This window comes from Nonomuraea sp. NPDC049758, from assembly GCF_040674635.1.
Classification (GTDB): domain Bacteria; phylum Actinomycetota; class Actinomycetes; order Streptosporangiales; family Streptosporangiaceae; genus Nonomuraea.
Map to the genome: position 1 here is coordinate 112,756 of NZ_JBFAMZ010000008.1, position 24,403 is coordinate 137,158.

The window sequence follows — 24,403 nt, forward strand, 5'->3', positions numbered from 1 at the left end:
GGAGCGTCATGAAGAATCCCGCTGTTCGAGTCGCGGTCGCCTATCTGGTGTCCGCGGTCGTCGGCGCCGTGATCATCGGCTCGTTCGTCGGAGCGCTGCACCACCCGGTTCCGCACGGGGTGCCGCTCGCCGTGGTGGGCCCCGACGCCGCCCGGCTGGAGCAGGCCGCGGGCGGGGCCGTGGACGCGCGCCCGTACGCCGACGCGGCCGGCGCGCGGGCGGCGGTGCTCCGGCGCGAGGTCGAGGCCGCCTACCTGGCGGGCGAGGGCCGGCTGCTGGTCGCCAGCGCGGGCGGCGACACGGCGGCCCCGCACTTCACCGCCCTGATGCAGCGCGCCGCCGGACGGCAGCTCGCGGTCGAGGATGTGCGGCCGCTGGCCGAGGGCGACTCCTCCGGCGTGTCCGGCATGTTCTACGTGCTGGGCCTGCTGCTGACCGCGCTGGCGACGACCGTGCTCACGATGCGCATGCAGCCGATGATGCACCGGGGGCTGCGCCTCGCGGTGCTCGCGCTCGGCGCGGTGACCGGCGGCCTGGCGCTCACCTGGGTCGTCGACGGCCTGCTCGGCGCGCTCACCGGCGCCCCGCTCGGGCTCCTGGCCGTCTCCGGCGCGGTGATCTTCCTGGTCTCGGTGTCGGTGAACGGGCTGATGCGCCGCTTCGGGCCGCGCGGCGTGATCGCGGCGGCCGTGCTGTTCATCCCGATCGGCCTGCCGGCCAGCGGTGGCCCGTTCGGCGCCGCGTTCATCGAGCCCTGGTACGCGGCGCTCGGCTACGTGCTGCCCACCCGGTCGGCGCTCGAACTGGTGCGCAGCGTGGTCTACTTCGACGGCGCGGCCCTGGCCGTCCCGCTGACGGTGCTCGGGCTGTGGGCGGTGCTCGGCCTGGTGCTGACGGCGCTGCCGCCGCGCCCGATGCCCCGGCCCGCCGCGCCCGCCACGCCCGCGGTGCCCGTCGCCGGGGCTCACTGACCGGAGCCCGCCGGCCCCCATGACCGGCCCCCATGACCGGCCCCATGACCGGCGCGGCCGCGGGTGCGGGGGTCCGCGCCCGTGGTCGCGCCCTCAGTGTCAGGTCGCGCTCGGGGGCAGCGCGAGGACCAGCCGTACGCCGGGCCGCAGCGGCTCGGCGCGTACCGATCCGGCGTGCGCCTCGGCGATCTGGCGGACGATGGCCAGACCGAGCCCCGAACCCGGCAGGGAACGGGCCGACTCGGCGCGGTAGAACCGGTCGAACACGAACGGCAGGTCGTGGGCCGCGATGCCGGGGCCCTGGTCGGCCACCGACAACGAGCCCGCGGCGTCCACCCGTACCAGGACCACGCCCCCGGGCGGGCTCCACTTGATCGCGTTGTCCACCAGGTTGGAGACCGCCCGTTCGACCGCGTCGGCGTCGGCCGTCACCAGGCACTCGGCCAGCTCGCCGCGCAGCCGTACGTGCGGGGCGCGGGCCGCGGCCCTGGCCAGCACGCGTCCGGCCACCAGGTCGAGCCGCACGTCCTCCAGGTGCAGCTCGACGTCGCCGTGCCTGGCCAGCTCGACCAGGTCGTTGACCAGCACCCGCAGCTCCTCGGCCTGGACGCGGGCCTCGTGCACCAGGGCCGGGGCATGCGGGTCGGCCGTACCGCGTCCCTCCTCCAGCAGCTCCAGGTTCGTGGTGAGGCTGGTCAGCGGCGTGCGCAGCTCGTGGGAGGCGTCGGCGACCAGGCGCCGCTGGGCCAGCACCGACTCGCGCAGCGCGTGCGTCATCGTGGTGAACGAGCCGGCCAGGCGGGCCACCTCGTCCCGTCCGGCGCCCATGCCGTCCAGCCCGTCGGCGGTGAGGGTGCCGGTGGCGGTGACCCGCTCCACCACGGCCGTCAGCCGGGCGACGGGCCGCAGCGCCCGGCCGGCGAGGAGCCGCGCGCCCGCCGCCGCGACCAGCGCGCCGCCGAGGGTCAGTGCGGCCAGCAGCAGCTTCAGCGCGTTCAGCGTCTCCTCGTCGCGGTTCAGCGGGAACGCCGTGCGCACCAGGACGCCCTTGCCCAGGTTGAGCGGGGCGGTGTAGAGCCGGTAGCGCACGCCGTCGTGGGTGACGTCCCGGAAGTAGGGGGGCAGCTTGCCGAACGCGACCGCCTGGTCCTGCTCGGCCAGCGGCACGAACCCCTTGGTCGGGCCGGTCAGCGTCGGGTCGGGGCAGAACTGCAGCAGCGTGTTGCCCACCGGGAGGGGCCTGGCCGGCAGCGGCGAGTCGGCGGCCTTCAGCGACTCCAGCAGCCGCGGCGCCTGCCCGGCGGCCAGCACCAGCTCCCCGTCGTGCTGGCCGGCCAGCCCCGCCGCGGCCGCCGGGTAGACCACCAGCGAGACCGCCAGCAGCGCGGCGGCCACCACGGCGGCGACCGTCAGCGCGACCCTGGTGCGCAGCCTCACGGCTCCTCCCGCAGCACGTACCCCAGGCCGCGGACGGTCTGGATCAGCCGCGGCTCTCCCCCGGCCTCCAGCTTGGCCCGCAGGTAGCTGATGTAGACCCACAACGCGTTCGAGGACGGCCCGAAGTCGTACCCCCAGACCGAGTCGAAGATGACCTCGCGGCTGAGCACCCGGCCCGGGTTGCGCAGGAACACCTTCAGCAGGGTGTACTCGGTCCTGGTCAGGTCGAGCGGCCGGCCGCCGCGGCTGGCCCGGCAGGCGGCCGGGTCCAGCTCCAGGTCGGCGTGGCGGAGCAGCCCCTGCGCGGGCGCGCTGCGGCGCAGCAGCGCGCGCAGCCTGGCCCGCAGCTCCTCCAGCGCGAACGGCTTGACCAGGTAATCGTCGGCGCCCGCGTCCAGGCCCGCGACCCGGTCGCCGACCAGGTCGCGGGCGGTGAGCATCAGGATCGGGGTGCGGTCGCCCGCGGCCCGCAGGCGGCGGCACACCTCCAGGCCGTCCAGGCCGGGCATCATGATGTCCAGCACCACCGCGTCCTGACGTCCGCCGCCGGCCGCCTCCAGGGCGCGCAGGCCGTCGGCGGCGACGCTGACGTCGTAGCCCTCGCGGGTGAGCGCGTGGGTCAGGGAGCGGCGGACCGCCTCGTCGTCGTCGGCAACAAGGACGTGCATGGTGCCACTCTCCCCTCCGCACCCCCGGCTGAGGAAGATCGATGCCGGTCTCTATGCGGGCTCGGCACCGGCCAGCGCGCGTTTGACGTTCCGCAGCGCCTGCTCCAGCCGGTCCGGCGTGATGCCGAGGTGCTCGGCCACCGAGGCGAACCCGGCCGAGTCCGGGTCCACGCGGCCCTTCTTCGTCAGGGCGTCCAGCTCCTTGACGGCGTGCAGGGCGCGGTCGTACCCGACGCCCAGCTCGGCCGCGAGCGCCTTGGCGAACGCCTCCCGGGAGATGCCGTGGTCCTTCTTGTCTGGTTCACCCGGCTTTCCTTGGTGGTCCGTCTTCTCGGGGCCGCAGCCGGGCCTGCCGTCGCGCGGCTTCCCGCCGCCGGGGTCCTTCCGCACGTCGGTCCGTACGCCGGCCTTCACGCCGGCCTTCACGTCGGCGGTCTTCTCGCCCGCGTGGTCCTTGGCCACGTCAGCGGGCGAGCACGTCGACGAGACCTGGGCACACGGGCCGGCCGCCGCGGCCGGCACCGCCCCGGAGGCGGCCAGCGTCAGGGCCGCCGCCGCCCCGAGGGCCAGCGCGGTCTTTCGTGGGTTCATGTCGGTTTGCCCTTCTGGCGGCCGGTCCCCAGTGGCCCGGCCCGCTGCGGCAACTCAACCGCGGCCACCTTCACCCCACCGTCGGGGAACCTTAGGAACGCCATAGAAGCCGTCGGGAACCATCAGGAATGCCATGGAAAGCGCGCCGCCGCGTCCCGCGCGCCGGACCTCCGCCCTGCGAACGGGTTCCGGCGGCGGGGCATTGTGCCAGGCGCCCGGGGAAGAGACCGATCCGCCCAGCGGAAGGGAAGGGGAGGACCCGTGAGACTTCTGGTGATCTGCAACCGGCAGGCCGGCGGCGTCGGCGACGACAGCACGCGGGAGGTGCTGCGGCTGCTGCGGGCGGAGGCCGACGTGCGGGTCTGCGACGGCGACGCGCGGGAGGCCGCGCGGTCGCACGACGACCGGGTCCCGGTGGTGATGGGCGGCGACGGGAGCGTGCACGCGCTGGTCGCCGCGCTGCTGGAGCACGGCCGCCTGGACGCCGGCCCGGTCGGGCTGATCCCCATGGGCACCGGCAACGACCTGGCCCGCACGCTGGGCATCCCGCTCGACCCGGCCGAGGCGGCCCGCGTCGTGCTGGCGGGGCACGAACGGCCCGTGGACCTGCTGATCGACGACGACGGCGGCATCGTGGTCAACGCCGCGCACCTCGGCGTGGGGGCGCACGCCGCCGAGCGGGCCGCGCCGCTGAAGCCGCTGCTCAGCCGGGCCGCGTACGCGGTGGGCGCGGTGCTGGCGGGCGCGGGGACGGGCGGATGGCGGCTGCGGATCAGGGTGGACGGCGCCCAGGTGTGCACCGGCCGCCGCCGCGTGCTCATGGCCGGCGTCGGGAACGGCGCCACGATCGGCGGCGGCACGCCGCTGACCCCGGCGGCCCGGCCCGACGACGGGCTGGCCGAGGTGGTGGTCTCCTACGCCACGGGACCGCTGGCGCGGCTGGCCTTCGCCACCGGGCTGCGCCGCGGCCGGCACCCCGCCCGCCCGGATGTGCAGACCTTCCGGGGCCGGCGGATCACCGTGGCGGGCGGGCCCGTCCCGGCCAGCGTGGACGGCGAGCTGGAGCAGGTGGCGGAGCGGCGTACCTGGATCGTGCGGCCGGCCGCCTGGCGGGTCCTGGCGCCGCCGGTGTCCTGACCGGTCAGTGCTCCGGGTGCAGGGACTGGCCGAGGTACATGGCGGTGAGCATGGTGAACAGGTACGCCTGCAGGAACATGACGAAGATCTCGAACGCGGTCAGCAGGCACGTCATGAACACGCCCAGCACGCCCACCGCCACGCCGCCCACGGTCGGCCGCTCCACCAGGAACCAGTAGCCGACCGCGCTGAAGAAGGCCAGCAGCGTGTGCCCGGCGAACATGTTCGCGAACAGCCGCACGGCATGGGTGAACGGCGCGGTGACGAAGATGTAGAACAGTTCGAGCGGCGCGTACAGGGTGATCGCCAGGGCCTTGGGCAGGCCCTCGGGGAACATCGCGTTCCTGAGGTAGCCGGCCAGGCCCTGGCGCCTGAAGCCGAGGTAGAGCTTGAGCAGGTAGACCACCCCGGCCAGCACCCAGGGGAAGGCGACGTGGGCGGTGACCGGGAACTGGAGCAGCGGGATCACGCCCATCACGTTCCAGAGCAGGATCAGCAGGAAGAGCGTGAGCAGCAGCGGCATCCAGCGGTCGGCGTCGGCGCCGAGCGACGGGCGGGCGATCTGGTCGCGGACGAACAGGTAGGCGTACTCGCCCGCGTTCTGCAGGCCGCGCGGCACCAGCCTGGGCCGGGAGAAGGCGCCCCAGGCCAGCGCGCACACCACGAGCACGCCGGCGGCGGCCAGCAGCACCGGCTTGGTGAGCCAGAGCGGCGCGCCGTCCCACAGGGCGGGGTAGTCGAACAACTCCGGTCCGGGCGGGCGGAAGTCGTCGGAGGGCATGGCGAAGCTCCTCTTGAGAGGTTGCGGGGTTACGGGGTTACGGGGGGTGGCCGAAGGGTCAGAGCCAGCCGCGGGACTCGGCGACGCGGACGGCCTCGGCGCGGTTGCGGGCCCCGGTCTTGGTGATCGCCGAGGACAGGTAGTTGCGCACGGTGCCCTCGGTCAGGAACAGGGTGCGGGCGATGTCGGCGACGGTCGCGCCGCCGGAGGCGGTCCGCAGCACCTCGGCCTCGCGCTGGGTGAGCGGGCTCGGCCCGACGGTCAGGGCGGACACCGCCAGCTTGGGGTCGATCACCGTCTCGCCGGCCATCACCCGCCGCACGGCCGCGGTCAGCTCGGCCACCGGCGCGTCCTTGACCACGAAGCCGGACACGCCCGCGTCGAGGGCGCGGCTGAGGTAGCCGGGCCGGCCGAACGTGGTGACGATGACCACCCGGTGGCCGCGCAGGCGTTCGGCGACCTCCAGGCCGGACATGCCGGGCATCTCGATGTCCAGCAGGACCACGTCGGGGCGGTGCTCGGCCACCGCGGCCTCGACCAGGTCACCCCGGCCGACCTCGGCCACCACCTCGATGCCGTCCTCCAGGGCGAGCAGCGCGGCCAGTCCGCCGCGGACGAGGTCCTGGTCGTCGGCGATGAGGACGCGGATCACGGCACCTCCAAGGGCACTCGGGCGTGCAGCCGGTAGCCACCGCCGGGCAGCGGCCCGGCCTCCAGACGTCCGCCGGCGGCAGCGATCCGCTCAGCCAACCCAGTCAGCCCATTACCCCCAACCCCCCCGAACCCCTGAACCACCACTCCCCCAGCGCCACCCCCGCCGCCCCCAACCCCGTCGGCCCTGCCCCCTTCAGCACCGGAGAGGCCCCCCTCGGCCCTGGATCCGGCTCCGTCGGCTCCGATGCGGGTGGCGCCGCCCCTGCCGATGAAGCGTCCGCCAGCCGTGAGCCCGGCCCCCTCGCCCCTGGACCCGCCCCCTGCGGCTCCGGCGCCGGCGGCGACGCCTCCGTCGGCCACGCCCCTGAAGGCCGCAGGCCCGGCCGCCTCCGCTCTGGTCCCGAGCCCTTCGGGTCCGGGGTCGGGGGCGTCGTCGCCATGGGCCGCGGCTCCGGCGGATTCGGGGCCGGGGCCGTCGTCGCGGATCTCGACGGTGGCGGTGTGGTCGTCGACGGCGAGGTCGATGTGGCAGTGGCGGGCGCGGCTGTGGCGCACGACGTTCGTGGCGGCCTCCCGTACGGTCCAGGCCAGCAGCGTCTCGGCGGCGGCCGGGACGGGCCCGGCGGCGGGCGAGACCTCCAGCCGGATCCCGGCCAGGTCCAGGCTGTGGGCCGCCGTCCGCAGCTCGCCCGACAACGAGGGGGCGCGGTAGCCGGCGACGGCGTGGCGCACCTCGTCGAGCGCCTGGCGGGCGGCGCGTTCCACGTCGGCCATCTCGCGGGCGGCCCGTTCCGGGTCGGTACGGGCCAGCCGGGCGGCGAGCTGGCTCCTGATGGTGATCGAGGTGAGCGTGTGGCCGAGCGTGTCGTGCAGGTCGCGGGCGAAGCGCAGGCGTTCGTTGTCCACGGCGAGCCGGGCGACGTGGGCGCGGGCGGCGTCGAGCCGGGCGACCATCTCGCCCAGATGCTTCAGGCTCGCCACCGTCACCGCCTCGACCAGGATCACCAGCGGCACCCACCAGACCTGCTCGAACGACCGCCCGTACGCCGCCAGCGCGACCACCACCACGACCATCGTCACCGCCGCCGACACGACGAAGGCGACCCGCGAAAGGCAGGCGGACAGGGCGCTGACCACGAACACGAACCCGACGTACGCCCACGGCGCCCGCAGCACCGGCAGCAGCGCCAGCGCGGCGGCCACCAGCCCCACCGGCGCCCAGGTCAGCGTCGCCGCGCCCAGGGCGCTGAGCGCCCGCCACATGATCCGCAGCCAGCACGCCACGAAGAGCGCGACCGCCGCGACCACCCACGCCACGGCGAGCACGCCGGGACGCGAGGAGAAGAACGACCACAGCGGCCACACCACCAGCAGCAGCCACCCGCACGACCCGGCGCGCGCCGCCGTCCGGCCCCGGCCGAACTCCACCTCCCGCACCGCCGCCTCACCCGTCACAGGGCCCGACGGTAACGCCCGGCGGCCGGCGCGGCGACCGCCGGGGGCCGCCGTCCTTGAGTTTCAGCATGGGACCAGCCTGCTGGGAGTGGCGGCGCCGGGTGTAGTGCCGACCGTCAGAGACGCCTCCATGACAAACGTCATGATTGACTTCCGTCGGAAGCGGCACGCCCGGGATGGGGTGCGCGGTTCGTCAGCACGAGCACGCCCGCGGTGACGAGCCCCGCCGCGTGCAGACACAACGCGGGGACGATGCCGACGACCTCGCCGAGCACCCCGGCGGCCGCCATGCCGAGCAGGGAGGTGACGGCCTGGGCGCTCGCGAGCAGCCCGATGAGGCCGCCCCGGCGCTCGTCGGTGGTGGCCGTCTGGGCCAGCGTCGCGAACCCGGCCATCGCCGCCGCCGCCGGGAGCCCGGCCAGCGCGATCAGCACGAGTGCGGGCCACAACGCGTCAATGGCGAGGGGGTAGGCGAACAGCGCCAGGTCGAGCAGGCCGAACGCGACCGTGCCCCAGCCGAGGAGCACCCGTGGCGCGGGGTTGCGCCGGTGCAGGGCCACGGCCAGCCCACCGGCCAGCCCGCCGACCGCCTGCACCGACAGGAACAGCCCGTACGCGTCGCCCTGGCCGCCCAGCACGTCGGCCACGAAGGGGGCGGCGAGCGTGGCGAAGATCCCCTCGCCCAGCCCCGTGATCACCATGTACGCGACCAATAACCGGATGCCGGGATTCCCCATGGCCGACCGCAGCCCGGAGACCCACTGGGCGCGGACGGACGGCGCCCGCGCCACGACCGGCGACCTGGCCGGGACACGCAGGGTCGCCTGCAGGACCGCGGAGATCACGAAGCTGGCCATGTCGAGCAGGACGATCGCGGGCAGCCCGCCGTGACGGCGACGCCGCCCAGCATCGCCCCCAGCAGCCGGGCGAGCTGACCGCTCTGGCCGTGCAGAGCGTTGGCCCGGACCAGCCCGGACGCGGGCACGAGCTGCGGGACGAGCGCCCGTTGCGCCGGGGCGAGCACGGTGCCGAGCACGCCGGTCCACAGGGCGACCGCGTAGACGATCCAGACCTGGGCGGGGCCGCGGACCGCCAGCAGGGGCAGCAACCCGAGCCCGAGCAGCACGTCGGTGACGACCAGCAACCGGCGGCGGTCCCAGCGGTCGGCCAGCACCCCGGCCACGGACCCGAGCAGGACGTCGGGCAGCCGGGAGACCAGCAGCATGATCGCGGTGGACAGGGTGGAGCCGGTCAGGCGGTAGACGTGGAACGCCAGGCCGGTGCTGATCACCCAGTCGCCCGTCTGGGACACGACGGACGCGACCAGCAACCGCCCGAACCCCCGCCCGCCGCCGGGCGACACCCACCCGCCACCGCCCCGCGCCGGCCACCACCGCACCCCGGCCTGCCGCATCGGCCACCACCGCAGGCCGCCGTCCCGCGCCGGCCGCCGACGAGCCGCACCCTCCCGGCCCGGCGGCTCATCGGCCGTTCGCCCACCGGCCCGGCCGGTCTCCGCGGCCGGGGGACGTCGCTCAGTCACCGGAGGCCGTCGGGGCGAGCGGGATCACCATCTGCGTCACCAGCACGGGCCGGGCCCCTTCCGGACGGGCCGCCGCGTCGTCCACGCGGGCCATCAGCGGCCGCAGCAGGTCGGCGACGGCCTCGCCGAGCGCCGTGATCTCCTGCGGGGTGACGTAGAGGTAGGTGTTGCCGATGCCGCCGACGCCCCGCCAGGGCTCCTCCTCGCCCCGCCGCGCCTCCTGCCACTCCACCAGCCGTGACAGCGCCCGCTCGGCCAGGACCTGCTCCAGCAGACTGCGGGCGGCCGACCGCTCGGACCCGGTGACGTCGTCGTCCCACACCTGGACGCTCGCGGTCACCTTCCAGGGCCGCTCCCGCTCGTCGCGCGCCTCGGCCTGCTCCACCAGGCCGTATTTGGCCAGCTGCCGCAGGTGGTAGGAGGCCAGCGCCTGGCTGATCCCGACCTCGCGGGCGGCGTCGGCGGCGGTGGTCGCCCCCGACCGCAACAGCAGCTCGTGCAGCGCCAGCCGGACCGGATGGGCGAACGCCCGCATCGCGGCCGGATCGTCGAGCACCAGCCGCCGCCCCGCAGATTCCAAAGACATGCTTGGAATGTTCCGCCACCCGCCCCGGCGATGTCAAGGATTCCTTTGGAATACCGTCGGGATACCGCCGGGATACCGCCGGCGGTTACCTCCGGGGTAATCGACGGCGTTCAGGCGGGCCGCGAGACTGGGGGTATGAAGAGGGACACGCGGGACATCGTGCAGGAGTTGTTGCGGCGGATCGGCGAGGGCGATCCGGAGCGGGTGGCGGAGTTGTTCGCCGAGCCGGTCGACTGGCAGCTCAGCTGGCCCGTCGAGGGGCATCCGGCGGTGCCGTGGATCCGGCCGAGGTCCGGGCGGGCCGAGGTGGCCGAGCACTACCGTTCGCTGGGGGCGCATCACGTGCCGGAGCTGAACGGGACCACGGTGCGGCAGATCCTGGTCGACGGGCCGGACGCCGTGGTGCTGGGGCAGATCGTGCAGACCGTGCGCGCGACCGGCGTCGCCTACAGCACGCCGTTCGCGCTGCATCTGACCGTCGAGGACGGGCTGATCACGCGCAGCCACATCTACGAGGACAGCCTGACGGTCGCGGAGGCCATGACCGCCAAGGGGTGATCCCCTGGGAACGCCGGTGGGGGACGCGGGCGACGGCGGGATCCTCGCCTGATGATCCGCATTCGGCAATGCCCGCCACCGTTTTGCCCCTCGACCGGCGCACGGACCACGTCGCCCCGCCCAGTGCGGGTTACGGTGTTCGCCACAGTCCGTACGGCCGGAGGGATTGGGATGGACGGCCGCGCCCCGCTCCCCCTGCGCGTCAACGGCCGGCCGCACGAGCCGCCGGCGGACCCGCGCGTGTCCCTGCTCGACTTCCTGCGCGAGCAGCTCCGGCTGACCGGTACGAAGAAGGGCTGCGACCAGGGGGCCTGCGGCACCTGCACGGTCCTGGCCGACGGCCTGCGGGTCTACGCGTGCCTGCTGCTGGCCGTCCAGTGCGAGGGGATGGAGATCGTCACCGTCGAGGGCCTGGCGGACGACGAGGTGGGCGCGCGGGTGCAGGAGGCGTTCGTCCGGCACGACGCCCTGCAGTGCGGGTACTGCACGCCCGGCCAGGTCTGCTCGGTCGCCGGGCTGCTGGCCGAGCTGCGGGACGGCGTGCCCAGCGCCGCGACGCCCGACCTGACCGCTCCCCCGCGCGAGCTGACCGACGCCGAGCTCGGCGAGCGCATGGCGGGCAACCTGTGCCGGTGCGGGACGTACCACCACATCGCCGCCGCCGTCCGGGAGGTCGCCGCGACGTGAGGGAGTTCGCCTACCTGCGGGCGGCCAGTGTGGCGGAGGCCGTCGCGATGATGGCCGCGACGCCGCCGGACGGCGGCCCGACCCGCTATCTGGCCGGCGGGACGAACCTCGTCGACCTCATGCGGGAGGAGGTCGAGCGGCCGGGCCGGGTGGTGGACATCTCGCGCCTGCCGCTGTCGGCCGTCGAGGACCTGCCCGGCGGCGGGCTGCGGCTCGGCGCGCTGGCCGGCAACACCAAGGTCGCGGCCGACCCGCGGGTGCGGCGGCGCTATCCGGTGCTCGCCCGCGCCATCCTGGCGGGCGCCTCGCCGCAGTTGCGCAACCGCGCGACCGTGGGCGGCAACCTGCTGCAACGTACGCGCTGCCGTTACTTCTACGACACCGCCGCCGCCTGCAACAAGCGCGTGCCCGGCGCGGGGTGCGACGCGCTGGAGGGCTTCAACCGCGCGCACGCCGTCCTGGGGGCGAGCCCGAGCTGCGTCGCCGTCCACCCCTCGGACATGTGCGTGGCCCTGGCCGCCCTCGACGCGACCGTCAACCTGACGGGGCCGCGGGGGGCGCGGAGCGTGCCGTTCACCGGCTTCCACCTCCTGCCCGGCCGGACGCCGCAGGTGGAGACCGTGTTGCGGGACGGCGAACTGGTCACGAGCGTGGACCTGCCGCCCGCCCCGCCGGGGCGCGGGGCGTACGCGAAGGTCAGGGACCGGGCCGGGTTCGCGTTCGCGCTGGTGAGCACGGCCGTGCTGCTGCACGTCGAGGACGGCCGGATCGTGTTCGCGCGGATCGCGCTCGGCGGGGTGGCGCACAAGCCGTGGCGCGCCCACGCCGCCGAGGACCTGCTGACCGGCGCCGTCCCGGACGCGTCCGCCTTCGCGCGGGCCGCCGGCGTGGCGCTGGCCGAGGCCCGCCCGCTGCGGCACAACGCCTTCAAGCCGGTGCTGGCCGCACGGCTGCTCCGCCGCACGCTCACCGAACTCGCCCGCCCGTCGTAACTCGGCCGCACAGCACGAATCGGCCGCACTTGCGTGAATCGGCCGCGCGCCGGGCGGCCGGGGCGAGTAGGTCTGGTAGCCATGACGCTGATGACGTTCTACCCGCCCGTCGAGCCCTACGAGAGCGGCCTGCTCGACGTCGGCGACGGCCAGGAGATCTACTGGGAGACCTGCGGCGACCCCGGCGGCAAACCGGTCGTCCTGCTCCACGGCGGTCCGGGCGGCGGGCTGCTGCCCGTGCAGCGCCGGTTCTTCGACCCCGCCGCCTACCGGATCGTCCTGTTCGACCAGCGCAACTGCGGGCGCAGCCGCCCGCACGCCGCCGACCCCGGGGTCTCGCTGGAGACCAACACCACCTGGCATCTGGTCGCGGACATGGAGCTGCTCAGGCGGCGGCTCGGGATCGACCGCTGGCAGGTGTTCGGCGGTTCGTGGGGGGCGACCCTGGCCCTGGCCTACGCGCGCCGCCACCCGAGCCGGGTGACGGAGCTGGTGCTGCGCGGCGTCTACCTGGCGAGCGCGGCCGACGAGGCGTGGGCGTTCACCGGTTCGGGGGCGGCCCGGCTGTTCCCGGCGGAGTGGGCGGCCTTCCGGGACGCGATCCCGCAGGCCGAGCGGGACGACCTGCTCGGCGCGTACCACCGCCGCCTGTTCGACCCGGACCCCGAGGTGCACCTGCCGGCGGCGCGGGCGTGGGCGGCGTGGGAGCTGGCGGCCAACACGCTGCTGCCCGCGCCTCCCCCTCCGCTGACGGACCGGGAGGTGCTGGGCTTCGCCCGGATCGAGGCGCACTACTTCACCCGGCGCTGCTTCCTGCGGGAGGGCGAGCTGCTCGACGTGGCGGCGATCCGGGACGTCCCCTGCGTCATCGTCAACGGCCGCTACGACATGAAGACGCCGCCCGACGCCGCCTGGGAGCTGCACCGCGCCTGGCCGGAGGCCGAGCTGCGGATCGTCGAGGACGCCGGCCACGGCGGCGCCGAACCCGGCACGCTGCACGAGCTCGTCAGGGCCACCGACGGCTACCGTCCGAACGCCCGTGCACCACAGGATTCATGATCTACAATGCGAACTTGTAGTGGTTTTGCAGGACTTGCTGGTCTTGCACACTTCTGCTCACCGTTGTTGACATGTCACCTCGTTCGCAGCCTGCCGCGGAGCAAGACGTGATCCGGATCGCCGTGATCGACGACCACGAGCTGATCCGCCATGGGCTGGAGTACCTCCTGCACCGGCACGAGGACCTGCAGGTGGTGCTGCGGGGCTCGTCCGTCGGGGACCTGCGCGGCTTCGACGCCGGGTACGACGTGCTGATCCTCGACCTCTACCTGGCCGAGGACCGGCCGTGCCTGGCCGCGGTCAAGGAGCTGTCGGCCGTCACGCGGGTCCTCATCGTGTCGGCCTCCGGACGGCCCGCCGACGTGCTGGCGGCGATCCGCTGCGGAGCCAACGGCTACGTCACCAAGGACGCCCCCTCCGAGCTCATCGTCGCCGCCGTGCGCACGGTGGCCGCGGGCGGCTTCTACCTGTCGGCGGGCCTGGCCGACATCCTGCAGAGCGAGCTGGACGACAACACCCGCCCGCCCGCCGGAGCAGACGGCTCCGAGGACGGCTCGGAGGGCGGCTCGGAGGGCGGCGACGCCCGGCCCCGGCTGTCGGCCCGGGAGGAGGAGACCCTCTCCTACATCGCCCAGGGCTTCACCCACGCCCAGGTGGGCCGCCGGATGGGCGTCAGCAAGGCCACCGTCGACACCTACGTCGAGCGCATCAGGGCCAAGCTGCAGGTCGGCAACAAGGCCGAGCTCACGCGCGCGGCGCTCAACCGGCTCGAACGCCGCGACCGGCCGTGAGCCCCCCGCGCCCGCCGCGCCCGCCCGGGACGGCGGTCGCCGGCATGGAGCGCAGCCGGGCCCTCACCATGGTGGTCGTCCGGGTGGGCGCGCTGGTGTTGTGCGGGTCGCTGGAGGTGCTGGGCGACGGGCGGTGGCTGACGCTCGGGCCGCTGCCGTACCTGCTGGGGGCGATGGGCGCGGTCAGCCTGCTGGTGTGCGTGGTCACGGCGGCCCGCGCCGCGCTCGCGCCGCGCGCGCTGCTCTGCGTGGACCTCGGCCTGGTGACGGCGGCGGTGCTCGCCGCCGGTCACTACGCGGGCTCGCGGGTGACCGACGGCTGGCCGGGCACGGTCCTGCCGTACGTGCTGCTCGTCGGCATCATGGCCGGCATCTCCTTCCGCACGTTCCCCGTCGTGCTGGCGTGGACGGCGGCGCTGGGCGGCGCGCTGGTCCTCGGGTACGTCCAGGCGGACCTGGCGTGGTGGGCCGGGCTGCCGCACGTCGCCGGGCTGACGACGAACGCCACGATGGCCGCGTACGTCATGCGCATCCTGTTCAGGACCGCCGGCGACCTGGACCTGGCCAGGGCCGAGGAGCTGCGCCGCTCGGCGCAGCTGTCGCAGGAGCGCGAGCGCGGCAGGACGGCCCGCGTGCTGCACGACCGGATCCTGCAGACCATGGAGGCGCTGACCCGCGACGGCTGGATCGCCGACGACTCGGTCAGGGCACGGGTGGCGGAGGAGTCTCAGTGGCTGCGCGCCTTCCTGCGCGGCGACGACGGCGACCCGGCCGAGGACGTCGTCGCCGCCCTGGAGGAGGTCGTGCGGCAGGCGGTCGGCAGCGGGCTGCGGGTGGAGTTCAACGCGGGCCGGCTGCGTTCGGCGCCGGAACGCGAGGGCATGCCGGCCGAGGTCGTCGAGGCGCTGAGCGGCATCCTGCGCGAGGCGCTGACGAACGTGCGCAAGCACGCGGGCGTGCGGCACGCCGTGGTGCGGGCCGAGTGCCGGTCCGGGACGCTGGCGCTGAGCGTGCTCGACCACGGCAGCGGCTTCGACCCGGACGCGCCGACGACCGGCCTCGGCATCGCCCGTTCCATCCGGGAGAGCGCCCGCGCGGTGGGCGGCAGCGCAGACGTCGAGGCCGCTCCCGGCGAGGGGACGCTGGTGTCGGTGCGCATCCCGCTGCCGTCGAGCGAATGACGTCCCGCCAACACACCACAGATCGCATGACAGATCCGGGCGGGCCGGCCGGTCCACAATCGTGCCGACGAACCCGATCTCTCCCTGGAGGTGGCGGCATGCGATCACACCGGACGGTGGCCGTGCTGGCGGCGGCGGCTCTGGCCCTGTTCCCGGTCACGGGGGCGAACGCGGACGACGGCCCCGCGAACGGCCGGCCGGCCGCCCGGAGCTGCTCCGGCACGGCCTGCGACGGCAAGGACCCGGCGCTGACGGGCTGCACGACAGGCTCCTCCACCGTGGCGTCCAGGTGGGTCCGGGCCTTCGGCGGCTACCTCGAACTGCGGTACGGCCCCGGCAAGGACGGCACCTGCCAGGTCAACTGGGCCAGGTTCACCAAGCGGGGGCAGGGCGCGGACTACAACGTGTGGGTGGAGCGCAGGCCGGTCGGCCGCTCGGCCGGCTACGACGACAAGAGCCTCACCCAGTATTCGGGCGGCGACGAGGGCACCGGGGTCATCTACTCCGACCAGGTGTACGCGCCCGAGGTCCCGGCGCGGGCCTGCGTCGAGCCCGCCCGCGGCCGCCGCGCCGCCGGCTCGCCCGTCTGCACGGACGCCGTCTGACCCGGCCTGCGCGCCTCCCGCCGGTGGGGGACGGAAGGCGCGCTGTGGATCAGCCGAAGCCGTTGGGGCACAGGAAGCTCTTGATCGAGGCGGGCGCGCTCGCCACCAGCGCCGGGCGGTCCTCCAGGGAGCAGAAGTTGCTGCCGATCTGGGCGTCGAGGAACCGGGAGGCGTTCCGCCGGGCGATCAGGTCGATGGCGCCGACGCTCGGGGAGGACAGCTCGGCGGCGACCCAGGAGCCGACGCAGCGCTTGCGGGCGACCACGGCGTCCTGCGGGAGGCTGCCGCCGTTCAGCGCGGCGGCCTCGCGCAGGATCGAGCCCGAGGAGGCGCACGGCAACGTGCGGGGCCTGCTCTTGGTGGGCGTCGCCTCGGGCGTCTTCTCCGGCGTGTCGGTCTCGGTCGGGGTGTCCTCCGGGGTGTGGGTCTCCTCGGGGGTCTCGCTCTCCTCCGGGGTGTTCGTCGGGTCCGGGTCCGCGGAGGTGGCGGGCGGGTCGGTGTAGGAGGAGGTGGGCCCGTCGTCCGGGGACGGCAGCGCCTCCGGCGTACCGGCCGCGTTCAGCGCGAACGCCGCGCCGACCCCCACGACGGCGACGACCGCGACCACGGCGGCCGCCACCGACCCCAACCGCGCCCGCCCCCCGGACGACGACGGCGGCGTCAGCGGTCCCTGCGCCCCGGACGACGGCGGCCCCAGTGGTCGCTGCCCCCCGGACGAAGATGGCCCCAGCGGTCGCTGTCCGGCGGACGGGGGCGGTGTCAGGGGCAGTGTGCCGGGTGGGGGCGGCGGGGGTGTCAGAGGGAGCGTGCCGGACGGGGGCCGCGGCAGGAGGAGCGTGCCCGACCGGAGCGCGCCGAGCAGCTCCGCCGCCCCCGGCCGCGCCGCCCTGTCCTTGGCGAGCGCCGCCCGGACCAGGTCGCGCACGCCCTCGGGCACCCCGGACAGGTCGGGATCGACGCTCATGACCCGGTAGGCGAGCACGTCGGGCGCCCCCGTGCCGAACGGCGGCCGCCCGGTCGCGGCGTAGACCATCAGCGCGCCCCAGGCGAAGACGTCGGCGGCGGCGTCGGCCTGGTCGCCCCGGTACTGCTCGGGGCTGATCCAGCCGGGCGAGCCGATGAGCGCGCCGGTGCCGGTCAGCCCGCTCTCGTCGAGGGCGCGGGCGATCCCGAAGTCGAGCACCTTCGCCCCGGACGCGGCCAGGATCACGTTGCCCGGCTTGAGGTCGCGGTGGACGATCCCGGCTCCGTGGATGTCGGTGAGCGCCTCGGCGATGTCCACCCCGAAGGCGACCAGGTCGTCCGGCGGCAGCGGCCCGTGGTCGCGTACGTGCTCGGTCAGCGTGGGGCCGGGCACGAACTCGGTGGCCAGCCACGGCGGCGAGGCGGCGGTGTCGGCGGACAGGACCGCGACCGTGCACCGCCCGCGCACCCGCGACGACATCTCGACCTCGCGCACGAACCGGTCGTGGAAGTGCGGGTCGGCGGCCAGCCCCGGATGGATGACCTTGACCGCGACCCGCCCGCCGTCGGGCGCGACCCCGGCGTAGACCACGCCCATGCCGCCCGCGCCCATGCGGCCCACGATCCGGTAGGGACCGATGGGCTCGCGTTCGTCCATCTCCAGGGGGCCGAAGCCGCCGGGGTCGCTCATCGTGCTCCCGATCGCCGGATCTTCGCAACAGCGACGATCTTATTGACACATCGGTGTAAACCGCGCCCCCCTCAGGCGGTTGCCTCGTCGAGGAGCTCCAGGAGATGCCGGTAGGTCTGGCCGGTGGCGCGGGTCAGGCCCAGCTCGCAGGTGCGGTTGACCGAGGCGTGCGCGGCGCAGCCCGCCTCGGCCACCGACGCGGCCTCGGCGCGGGTGGCCGAGGCGGTCAGCTCGGGGTGCAGCAGGCCGCGGTCGCCGGCGAAGCCGCAGCACTGCCATCCGTCCGGGATCACGACCTGCTCGGCGACCGCCTCGGCGAGGCGGGTGACGGCGGCGTCCAGGCCGAGGCGGGTGGAGGAGCAGGTCGGGTGGAGCGCCAGCGACGGCAGGCGGCGCGCCTGCGGCAGGCGGGGCAGGACGTGCTCGGCGGTGAAGGCGACCGCGTCGACCACCTGAAGGCCGGGCACCAGGTGGGCGTAACCCTCGGTGCAGGAGGCGGCGTCGCTCACCACGGGCAGCCGGCCGCCGTCGGTGGCGCGCGCGAGCACGTCCCGGACGCGCTCGCCCATGGCCTCGTGGCCGCCGGCGAAGCCCTTGGACGACCACGGGGTGCCGCAGCACAGGCTCGCGATCTTCTCCGGGACGTGCAGCGTCAGGCCGGCGCGGGCGGCCAGGCGCTGGAAGGCGGTCATCACGCCGGGGCCGCCGTCGGCGGGGGCGAACAGCGTGTTCAGGCAGGACGGCAGGTAGACGGCGTCGGCGTCGTCCGCCGGGGACGGGCGGCGCCTGGTGCCGCCGCGCGGCAGGTCGCGGCTCCACCGCGGGACGTCGTCCGCCCCGGCCAGGGCGCGGGCGGCGCGCGAGGCGGCCTCGGGCAGCGCGGGCGGGACCGCGGCGGCGGTGTCGAGGGCCAGGTTCATGGCGCGGGTGACGCCGTCCCAGTGTTTGGCGGCGCTCTTCCAGCCCGCGCGGGCGGCGCGGCCGTGGCGTTCGGCGCGCAGGCGTTTGGTCAGGTCGCCGGTGTTGATGAGGACGGGGCAGGCGGTGGCGCACATGCCGTCCACGGCGCAGGTGTCCACGGCGTCGTAGGCGTAGGCGTCTTCCAGTTCGCGGGCCAGGGCGTGGTCGCCGGCCGCCTGCGCCGCGGCCAGCTCGCGGCGCAGCACGATGCGCTGGCGTGGGGTGGTGGTCAGGTCGCGGCTGGGGCAGACGGGCTCGCAGTAGCCGCACTCGACGCAGCGGTCGACCTCGGGCTCGACGGTGACGACGGTCTTGAGGTCGCGCAGGTGGGCCTCGGGGTCGTCGGTGAGGACGACGCCGGGGTTGAGCGTGCCGGCCGGGTCGCACAGGCGTTTGACCTCGCGCATCACCTCGTACAGCTCGTCGCCGTACTGGCGGCGCACGAACGGGGCCATGACGCGGCCGGTGCCGTGCTCGGCCTTCAGCGTGCCGCCCCTGGCCAGGACGGCCTCCACCATGTCCTCGGTGAACTCGGCGTAGCGGTCGAGGTCGGTGGCGAAGCGCTCGTTGAGCATGAAGTGCAGGTTGCCGTCCTTGGCGTGGCCGAAGACGACGCTGCGCTCGTAGCGGTGCTCGGCGAACAGCCGGGTCAGGTCGTCGCACAGGTCGGCCAGCGCGGGCACGGGGACGGCGACGTCCTCCAGCAGGGCGGTGGTGCCGCTGGGGCGGGCGCCGGCGACGGTGGCGTACAGGCCCTTGCGGATGTGCCACAGCGCGGCCCGGCCGCCGGCCTCCCTGCTCAGCCGGGCGGGGGCGGCCAGGCGCAGCCCGGCGAAGACCCGCTCGGCGGTCCGCTCCCGCTCGGTGAGCAGCCCGGCGTCGGACTCCTGCCATTCGACCAGCAGCGCGGCGTGCTCGGCGACGGTCATCGCGCGCAGCGTCTCGTCGGCCTTGGGGTCGGTCTGAGCGACGCGCAGCGACTCGGCGTCCAGCAGCTCGACGGCGGCGGGCCCGGCGGCGACCAGCTCCGGCACCGTGGCCATCGCCTCGCGCAGCGTCGGGAAGACGAGCAGGCCGGTGGCGGCCAGGCGGTGGGCCGGGACGGTGCGGAAGACGGCCTCGGCGACGAAGCCGAGGGTGCCCTCGCTGCCGATGACCAGGTGGGCGAGGATCTGCGCCGGGCCGTCGTGGTCGAGGAAGCTGTTCAGGCCGTAGCCCATGGTGTTCTTCAGCGAGAACTGCTCCTGGACGCGCCGCACCGAACCGGGGTTGCCGCGGACGCGGTCGCGCAGCCGTTCCAGGCCGGCCGCGAGGTCGGGTTCCAGGGCGCGCAGCCGCTCGTCGGCGTCGGGGGCGCCGGTGTCCAGGACGGTGCCGCTCGGCAGCACCAGCGTCATCGACTCCAGCGTCCGGTAGGTGTTGGCGTGCGTGCCGCAGGTCATGCCGCTGGAGTTGTTGGCGACGACGCCGCCGATCGTGCAGGCCGACTCGCTGGCCGGGTCGGGGCCGAGCTTGCGCCCGTACGGGGCCAGGCGGGCGTTGACCTGCCGCAGCACCGCGCCGGGCTGGACGCGTACCCGGGCGCCGTCGTCGAGCACCTCGATCGAGCGGAAGTGCCGGCGGGTGTCCACGAGTAGGTGCTCGCTGACGCCCTGGCCGCTGAGGCTGGTGCCGCCGGAGCGGAAGGTCAGCGGCAGGCCGGTGCGCAGCAGCGCGGCGACCTGGCCGGCGCTCTCGGCCACCAGCACGGCCTGCGGGGTCAGCAGGTAGTGGGAGGCGTCGTGGGCCATGCCGAGCCGGTCGCTCGCGCGGGCGCGGGTGATCCCCGGGACGGCCGTCTCGACCGCCGCCAGGACGGCGGCGTCCGGCGCGTTCAGCCGTCGCGGTTCACGGTGGGTCATGCTCGTGCTCTCTTCCAGGTTCATTGCCGGGGATCGATGTGGATCTTGGGCCCCGGGCCGGCGCCGGGCGGTCGCCGTCCGGCCAGCACGCCGGCCGTCTCGGCGAGCCCGACCGTGGCGGCCACCAGCGGACGGGCGTCCACCGAGCCGCCGGCGTAGGCGTCGATGGCCCCGGCCAGCCCCGCCGAGCCGCCCAGGACGCCGACCGCGGTGACGTCCTTGAGCACCAGCTCGCGGGTGTCGAGCGTGGACGGCGTGCCGGCCAGGCCGATGTAGACGACGCGGCGGGCGGGTTCGGCCAGGCCGAGGGCGAGCGCGGGCATCGCGGCGGCGTTGGTGGCGTCGATGACGGCGTGCCAGGGCAGGTCGGGCAGCGTCGCGCGGGTATGGGCGTGCCGGAACCCGAGGCCCGCGGCCAGGCGCAGGTCGGGCTCGGCGCGGCCCATGAGGTGCACCTCGGCCCCGTCGGCGCGCGCGAACAGCGCGGCCAGCAGGCCGATCGTGCCCGTGCCCAGAACCAGCAACCGCTCCCCCGCCTCCAGCCCCGCCGCGCGGACGGCGCGTAAGGCGTTGCCACCGGGCTCGACCAGCGCGCCCGAGGTAGCGTCCACCGTATCGGGCAGCCGGTGGAGCGCCGCGACCGGGACGGCGAGCCGCTCGGCCAGCGCTCCCGCGGCGCCCCGGCTGATGCCGAGCTCGGCCAGGTCGGGGCACACGTGGTGGCGGCCCTGACGGCAGCGGTCGCAGCGCCCGCAGCCGAGCATAGTGTCGCCGACGACCCGCCGCCCCAGCCACGACGGGTCCACGCCCGCGCCCAGCTCCGCTACGCGCCCGCACCACTCGTGGCCGGGGCGCAGCGGGTAGCGGGAGCGGCCGGTGCGCAGGTAGCTCATCCCGCCGCTGAACAGCTCCATGTCGGTGCCGCACACGCCGGCGCGCTCGACGTCCACGACCACCTGGCCGGGCCCCGCCGAGGGGGGCTCGACCTCCTGGACCTCGGCCGCGCCCGGCCCGGTCAGGACGAGCGCGCGCACTACCGGGGCTCCACGACCCGCTGGCGCTGGCTGCCGAGCCCGTCGATGCCGAGCTCCATGACGTCGCCCGGCCGCAGCCAGATCTGCGGGTCGTGGCCCATGCCGACGCCGGGCGGGGTGCCGGTGTTGATCAGGTCGCCGGGCTCCAGCACCATGAACTGGCTCAGGTGGTGCACGATGACGTACGGGTCGAAGATCATCGTCTTGGTGCTGCCGGTCTGGCGGCGCACGCCGTTGACGTCCAGCCACATGCCGAGGTTGCGGACGTCGGCCAGCTCGTCGGGGGTGACCAGCCAGGGGCCGGCCGGGTTGAACGTCTCGGCCGACTTGCCCTTGCTCCACTGGCCGCCGCGTTCCATCTGGAAGGCCCGCTCGCTGACGTCGTTGACCACGCAGTAGCCGGCGATAGCGGCCGCGGCCTCCTCGGGCGAGTCCAGGTAGGAGGTGCGGCGGCCGATCACGATGCCGAGCTCCACCTCCCAGTCGGTCTTGGTGGCGCCGCGCGGGATGCGCACGTCGTCGTCCGGGCCGACCAGGGTGTTGGGCGACTTGGTGAACAGGATCGGCTCGGCGGGCACGGCCTGGCCGGTCTCGGCGGCGTGGTCGCGGTAGTTCAGGCCGATGCACAGGATCTGGTGCGGGCGGGCGATCGGCGCGCCGACGCGCTCGCCGGCGAACGCCTGCCGCGGGCCGGCGGCGACCCGCTCGGCGAGCAGGGCGGGGCCGCCCGCGGCGAAGAAGCGCTCGTCGAAGTCGGGGGTGAGGTCGGAGACGTCGACGTAGTGGTCGTCGTCCACGCGGACGACCGGCTTCTCGGCGCCGGGCGCGCCGATGCGCATGAGGTACAAGGGGATCTCTCCGGTTCTGTACGGGTCAGGGAAGGTGGCGCCCGGCGACGACGGCGCGGATGGCCGGCACGTCCTCGACGAGCACGCTCAAGGGGGTGCGGTAGGCCAGGCCGCTGATGCTGACCGCGCCGCTCGGCACGGTGGGCGAGGTCAGGTACGCCGGGACCGCCACGCAGTTGACGCCCGGCTCGTTCTCCTGGTCGTCGGCCGCGTAACCCTGCTCGCGGACGCGTACCAGCTCGGCGTGCAGCTCCTCGGCGGTGCCGACCGAGCGTTCGGTGGGCCGCTCCAGCCGCCGGTCGCCCACCCAGGCGCGCACGGCGGCCTCGTCCCGCAGCGTCCCGGCCAGCAGCATCTTGCCGACGGCGGTGCAGTGGGCCGGGTTGCGCCCGCCGACGACCGATGTCAGCCGGACCGCGCCGGACGGCGGGTCGAGCTTGGACCGGTAGACCACCGACGTGTCCTCCAGCACCGCGTAGTGCACGGTCTCGCCGTAGCGGTCGCACAGCGCCTGGAGGATCGGGGTGACCCGGACGTGGTCGGGCCGGGCCTCGTGGTGGGCGAAGGCCATGCGCAGGAACTCGTCGCCGAGCACGTACCGGCCGTGACCGTTCTGGACGGCGAGCCCGGCGCGGCGCAGCGCGGCCAGGGCGCGGTGGGCGGTCGGCTTCGGGCTGGACACGGCGCGGGCCATCTCCTCCAGGCCGATCCCGTCGGGGTGCCGGGCGAGCTCGGCCAGCACGGCCAGCACGCGGTCGGCCCCCACCAGCTTGGCGTCACCGTCGGACATGTTCCGAAGGTTAGACCACCGTTCCGGAAAACGGAAGTTTGCCCTGATCTCTCCCAGCATTGACGCAACCAACCGGTTGCCATAATGTGGCAACCGTTCGGTTGCAATTACTGGGAGGCCGCCATGAGTGTTCCTGTCGCGACCGTCGAGGCCGCCCCGCCGCGCCTCGACGGCAGACAGCGGTTGATCGCGTTCGTCCTGCTCGGCGCCGGTTTCATGCTGGCCGTCGACTTCTCGATCCTGAACGTCGCCCTTCCCCAGACCGGCGCGGGCGTCGGGCTGGCCCCGGCCCAGTGGCCCTGGATCACCTCGGCGTACGCGTTGCCGGCGGCCGGGTTCACCCTGGTGTTCGGCCGGACGGCCGACCTGTTCGGCAGGCGGAGGCTGTTCCTCGCCGGCATGGTCCTGCTGGCCGGGGCCTCCCTGCTCGGCGGCTTCGCCGGCGGGCCCGCGACGCTCCTGACCGCCCGGGTGCTGCAGGGCCTGGCCACGGCCATGACGGTCCCCGCCGCGTTGTCGCTGCTCACCACCACCTTCAAGGAGGGCCCGCTGCGCGCCCGCGTCCTCGGGCTGAACGGCGCCCTGCTGTCCGGCGGCTTCACCGTCGGCGCGCTGCTCGGCGGCGCCCTGGTCAGCCTGCTGAGCTGGCGGGCGGCGTTCCTGTTCAACGTGCCGGTCGCGGTGGCGATCGTGGTGCTGACGCCGTTCCTGATCCGGGAGAGCGTGCTGCCGGAGCGGGTGCGGCTCGACCTGCCCGGCGCGGTCACCGTGACCGGCGGCCTGCTGGCGGTGATCTACGCGGCCGTCGAGACGAACCTCCTGGCGGCCGTCGCGGGCGTGCTGCTGCTGGGCGCGTTCTGGCTGATCGAGCTGCGCGCGCCCGCGCCGCTCGCGCCGGTGCGCATCCTGCGGCGGCCCACGGTGAAGTGGGGGAACTTCGCCGGGTTCGTCATCTTCACGATGGAGCCGGCCATGATCTTCCTGGTGACGGTGTACCTCCAGCGGGTGCTGGGCCTGTCGCCGCTGGTCACCGGCCTGGTGTTCGGCATCCCCGGGCTGCCCTCGGTGGTCGCCGGGGTGATCGCCGGGCGGTTCGTCGGACGCTACGGCAGCCGCCGCGTCCTGGTCGTCGGCATGACGGTCCAGGCGCTGGCGACGCTTCCCGCCGTCTTCCTCGGGACCGGCTGGACGGTCCTGGCGATCCTCGTCCCCGCTCTGTTCGTCGGCTTCTTCGGGCACGTCACCGCGATCGTCGCCTACACCGTCACCGGCACCTCGGGCCTGCCGGACGAGGAGCAGGGGCTGGCGACCGGGCTGACGTCGATGACGCAGCAGGTGGCCGTCACCGTCGGCATCCCGCTGCTGGGCGCGGTCGCCGCCACGCGCGCCGGGGAGCCGGCCGGCATCCGCCTGGCCCTGCTGGTGGACGTCGCGGTGACGCTCGCCGCCGTCGTCCTCATCTCCTACGGCCTGCGCCGGAACGCACGGCCGGAGCGGTGACCGTCCACCTCTCGCCACAA

Annotated in this window: 24 protein-coding genes; 10 read left to right on the top strand and 14 right to left on the bottom strand. The window is 74.9% G+C overall.

What is annotated here, in order from left to right; genetic code table 11:
• Window positions 1–8: 8 nt before the first annotated feature.
• Complete coding sequence (locus AB0J46_RS22440; protein WP_364334965.1) at window positions 9–971, top strand: hypothetical protein; 963 nt, start codon at window positions 9–11, stop codon at window positions 969–971.
• Window positions 972–1,070: 99 nt separating this feature from the next.
• On the opposite strand, the gene AB0J46_RS22445 is transcribed toward AB0J46_RS22440, so the two are convergent.
• The 3 genes from AB0J46_RS22445 to AB0J46_RS22455 are packed head-to-tail and all read right to left on the bottom strand — an operon-like array spanning window position 1,071 to window position 3,667.
• Window positions 1,071–2,408, bottom strand: coding sequence for an ATP-binding protein (locus AB0J46_RS22445; RefSeq protein ID WP_364334968.1), 1,338 nt, complete (start codon window positions 2,406–2,408; stop codon window positions 1,071–1,073).
• Entirely contained in the window at window positions 2,405–3,076 is a 672-nt protein-coding gene (locus tag AB0J46_RS22450; protein WP_358297590.1) for a response regulator transcription factor, read from the bottom strand. The genes AB0J46_RS22445 and AB0J46_RS22450 overlap by 4 nt, the downstream gene beginning before the upstream one ends.
• 51 nt (window positions 3,077–3,127) lie before the next feature.
• On the bottom strand, window positions 3,128–3,667 hold the full coding sequence (locus AB0J46_RS22455) for a hypothetical protein (RefSeq protein ID WP_364334972.1): 540 nt from the start codon (window positions 3,665–3,667) through the stop codon (window positions 3,128–3,130).
• 261 nt (window positions 3,668–3,928) lie between these two features.
• Here AB0J46_RS22455 and AB0J46_RS22460 point away from each other — a divergent pair, with 261 nt between their 5' ends.
• Entirely contained in the window at window positions 3,929–4,804 is an 876-nt protein-coding gene (locus AB0J46_RS22460; protein WP_364334974.1) for a diacylglycerol kinase family protein, read from the top strand.
• 4 nt (window positions 4,805–4,808) lie between these two features.
• On the opposite strand, the gene atpB is transcribed toward AB0J46_RS22460, so the two are convergent.
• The 6 genes from atpB to AB0J46_RS22490 all read right to left on the bottom strand — a co-directional run bounded on the left by atpB (window position 4,809) and on the right by AB0J46_RS22490 (window position 9,823).
• Window positions 4,809–5,585 carry a F0F1 ATP synthase subunit A gene (gene atpB, locus AB0J46_RS22465; RefSeq protein WP_364334976.1) on the bottom strand — a complete coding sequence of 259 codons (777 nt, stop codon included), beginning with the start codon at window positions 5,583–5,585 and terminating at the stop codon, window positions 4,809–4,811.
• A 58-nt stretch (window positions 5,586–5,643) separates the two neighbouring features.
• Window positions 5,644–6,237 (bottom strand): response regulator transcription factor, encoded by a 594-nt coding sequence (locus AB0J46_RS22470; RefSeq protein WP_364334978.1) that lies wholly within the window; start codon window positions 6,235–6,237, stop codon window positions 5,644–5,646.
• Complete coding sequence (locus AB0J46_RS22475; protein WP_364334980.1) at window positions 6,234–7,694, bottom strand: histidine kinase; 1,461 nt, start codon at window positions 7,692–7,694, stop codon at window positions 6,234–6,236. Before AB0J46_RS22475 ends, AB0J46_RS22470 begins: the two co-directional genes overlap by 4 nt.
• Window positions 7,695–7,834: 140 nt before the next feature.
• Window positions 7,835–8,551 carry a hypothetical protein gene (locus AB0J46_RS22480; protein ID WP_364334982.1) on the bottom strand — a complete coding sequence of 239 codons (717 nt, stop codon included), beginning with the start codon at window positions 8,549–8,551 and terminating at the stop codon, window positions 7,835–7,837.
• Window positions 8,536–9,108 (bottom strand): MFS transporter, encoded by a 573-nt coding sequence (locus AB0J46_RS22485; RefSeq protein ID WP_364334984.1) that lies wholly within the window; start codon window positions 9,106–9,108, stop codon window positions 8,536–8,538. Before AB0J46_RS22485 ends, AB0J46_RS22480 begins: the two co-directional genes overlap by 16 nt.
• Before the next feature lie 121 nt (window positions 9,109–9,229).
• The gene (locus AB0J46_RS22490) at window positions 9,230–9,823 is read right to left on the bottom strand and encodes a winged helix-turn-helix domain-containing protein (RefSeq protein WP_352365705.1); all 594 of its coding nucleotides are present in this window, start codon (window positions 9,821–9,823) and stop codon (window positions 9,230–9,232) included.
• Between the two features lie 135 nt (window positions 9,824–9,958).
• On the opposite strand from AB0J46_RS22490, the gene AB0J46_RS22495 reads away from it, so the two are divergent.
• From AB0J46_RS22495 to AB0J46_RS22525, 7 genes are all read left to right on the top strand, one after another.
• Window positions 9,959–10,381 (top strand): nuclear transport factor 2 family protein, encoded by a 423-nt coding sequence (locus tag AB0J46_RS22495; RefSeq protein ID WP_364334986.1) that lies wholly within the window; start codon window positions 9,959–9,961, stop codon window positions 10,379–10,381.
• Window positions 10,382–10,552: 171 nt separating this feature from the next.
• The gene (locus AB0J46_RS22500) at window positions 10,553–11,068 is read left to right on the top strand and encodes a 2Fe-2S iron-sulfur cluster-binding protein (protein ID WP_364334988.1); all 516 of its coding nucleotides are present in this window, start codon (window positions 10,553–10,555) and stop codon (window positions 11,066–11,068) included.
• Window positions 11,065–12,060: a xanthine dehydrogenase family protein subunit M gene (locus tag AB0J46_RS22505; protein ID WP_364334990.1), complete on the top strand. Its 996-nt coding sequence runs from the start codon at window positions 11,065–11,067 to the stop codon at window positions 12,058–12,060. Before AB0J46_RS22500 ends, AB0J46_RS22505 begins: the two co-directional genes overlap by 4 nt.
• Before the next feature lie 87 nt (window positions 12,061–12,147).
• Window positions 12,148–13,119, top strand: coding sequence for a prolyl aminopeptidase (gene pip / locus AB0J46_RS22510; RefSeq protein WP_364335455.1), 972 nt, complete (start codon window positions 12,148–12,150; stop codon window positions 13,117–13,119).
• A gap of 107 nt (window positions 13,120–13,226) precedes the next feature.
• Complete coding sequence (locus tag AB0J46_RS22515) at window positions 13,227–13,910, top strand: response regulator transcription factor (RefSeq protein WP_364334992.1); 684 nt, start codon at window positions 13,227–13,229, stop codon at window positions 13,908–13,910.
• Window positions 13,907–15,091, top strand: coding sequence for an ATP-binding protein (locus AB0J46_RS22520; RefSeq protein ID WP_364334993.1), 1,185 nt, complete (start codon window positions 13,907–13,909; stop codon window positions 15,089–15,091). Before AB0J46_RS22515 ends, AB0J46_RS22520 begins: the two co-directional genes overlap by 4 nt.
• A gap of 98 nt (window positions 15,092–15,189) precedes the next feature.
• The gene (locus AB0J46_RS22525) at window positions 15,190–15,696 is read left to right on the top strand and encodes a DUF2690 domain-containing protein (protein ID WP_364334994.1); all 507 of its coding nucleotides are present in this window, start codon (window positions 15,190–15,192) and stop codon (window positions 15,694–15,696) included.
• 49 nt (window positions 15,697–15,745) lie between these two features.
• On the opposite strand, the gene AB0J46_RS22530 is transcribed toward AB0J46_RS22525, so the two are convergent.
• The 5 genes from AB0J46_RS22530 to AB0J46_RS22550 all read right to left on the bottom strand — a co-directional run bounded on the left by AB0J46_RS22530 (window position 15,746) and on the right by AB0J46_RS22550 (window position 22,883).
• Window positions 15,746–17,350, bottom strand: coding sequence for a serine/threonine-protein kinase (locus tag AB0J46_RS22530; RefSeq protein ID WP_364334995.1), 1,605 nt, complete (start codon window positions 17,348–17,350; stop codon window positions 15,746–15,748).
• 71 nt (window positions 17,351–17,421) lie between these two features.
• A complete protein-coding gene (locus AB0J46_RS22535; RefSeq protein ID WP_364334997.1) occupies window positions 17,422–20,211 on the bottom strand; it encodes an FAD-binding and (Fe-S)-binding domain-containing protein in 2,790 nt (929 codons plus the stop codon).
• Between the two features lie 20 nt (window positions 20,212–20,231).
• The gene (locus AB0J46_RS22540) at window positions 20,232–21,245 is read right to left on the bottom strand and encodes an alcohol dehydrogenase catalytic domain-containing protein (RefSeq protein WP_364334999.1); all 1,014 of its coding nucleotides are present in this window, start codon (window positions 21,243–21,245) and stop codon (window positions 20,232–20,234) included.
• Window positions 21,245–22,093 carry a fumarylacetoacetate hydrolase family protein gene (locus tag AB0J46_RS22545; RefSeq protein WP_358011110.1) on the bottom strand — a complete coding sequence of 283 codons (849 nt, stop codon included), beginning with the start codon at window positions 22,091–22,093 and terminating at the stop codon, window positions 21,245–21,247. Before AB0J46_RS22545 ends, AB0J46_RS22540 begins: the two co-directional genes overlap by 1 nt.
• Window positions 22,094–22,118: 25 nt before the next feature.
• Window positions 22,119–22,883, bottom strand: a complete 765-nt coding sequence (locus tag AB0J46_RS22550) for an IclR family transcriptional regulator (protein WP_364335001.1) — start codon at window positions 22,881–22,883, stop codon at window positions 22,119–22,121.
• A 123-nt stretch (window positions 22,884–23,006) separates the two neighbouring features.
• Here AB0J46_RS22550 and AB0J46_RS22555 point away from each other — a divergent pair, with 123 nt between their 5' ends.
• Window positions 23,007–24,383, top strand: a complete 1,377-nt coding sequence (locus AB0J46_RS22555; protein WP_364335002.1) for an MFS transporter — start codon at window positions 23,007–23,009, stop codon at window positions 24,381–24,383.
• The last annotated feature ends 20 nt before the right edge of the window (window positions 24,384–24,403 follow it).

Excerpts from the sequence above, each read along its gene's own strand:
- AB0J46_RS22440 (WP_364334965.1), top strand. The coding sequence starts at position 9 with ATGAAGAATCCCGCTGTTCGAGTCGCGGTCGCCTATCTGGTGTCCGCG.
- AB0J46_RS22450 (WP_358297590.1), bottom strand. The coding sequence starts at position 3,076 with ATGCACGTCCTTGTTGCCGACGACGACGAGGCGGTCCGCCGCTCCCTG.
- AB0J46_RS22455 (WP_364334972.1), bottom strand. The coding sequence starts at position 3,667 with ATGAACCCACGAAAGACCGCGCTGGCCCTCGGGGCGGCGGCGGCCCTG.
- atpB (WP_364334976.1), bottom strand. The coding sequence starts at position 5,585 with ATGCCCTCCGACGACTTCCGCCCGCCCGGACCGGAGTTGTTCGACTAC.
- AB0J46_RS22480 (WP_364334982.1), bottom strand. The coding sequence starts at position 8,551 with ATGGCCAGCTTCGTGATCTCCGCGGTCCTGCAGGCGACCCTGCGTGTC.
- AB0J46_RS22485 (WP_364334984.1), bottom strand. The coding sequence starts at position 9,108 with ATGCGGCAGGCCGGGGTGCGGTGGTGGCCGGCGCGGGGCGGTGGCGGG.
- AB0J46_RS22490 (WP_352365705.1), bottom strand. The coding sequence starts at position 9,823 with ATGTCTTTGGAATCTGCGGGGCGGCGGCTGGTGCTCGACGATCCGGCC.
- AB0J46_RS22495 (WP_364334986.1), top strand. The coding sequence starts at position 9,959 with ATGAAGAGGGACACGCGGGACATCGTGCAGGAGTTGTTGCGGCGGATC.
- AB0J46_RS22500 (WP_364334988.1), top strand. The coding sequence starts at position 10,553 with ATGGACGGCCGCGCCCCGCTCCCCCTGCGCGTCAACGGCCGGCCGCAC.
- AB0J46_RS22525 (WP_364334994.1), top strand. The coding sequence starts at position 15,190 with ATGCGATCACACCGGACGGTGGCCGTGCTGGCGGCGGCGGCTCTGGCC.
- AB0J46_RS22530 (WP_364334995.1), bottom strand. The coding sequence starts at position 17,350 with ATGAGCGACCCCGGCGGCTTCGGCCCCCTGGAGATGGACGAACGCGAG.
- AB0J46_RS22535 (WP_364334997.1), bottom strand. The coding sequence starts at position 20,211 with ATGACCCACCGTGAACCGCGACGGCTGAACGCGCCGGACGCCGCCGTC.
- AB0J46_RS22550 (WP_364335001.1), bottom strand. The coding sequence starts at position 22,883 with ATGTCCGACGGTGACGCCAAGCTGGTGGGGGCCGACCGCGTGCTGGCC.
- AB0J46_RS22555 (WP_364335002.1), top strand. The coding sequence starts at position 23,007 with ATGAGTGTTCCTGTCGCGACCGTCGAGGCCGCCCCGCCGCGCCTCGAC.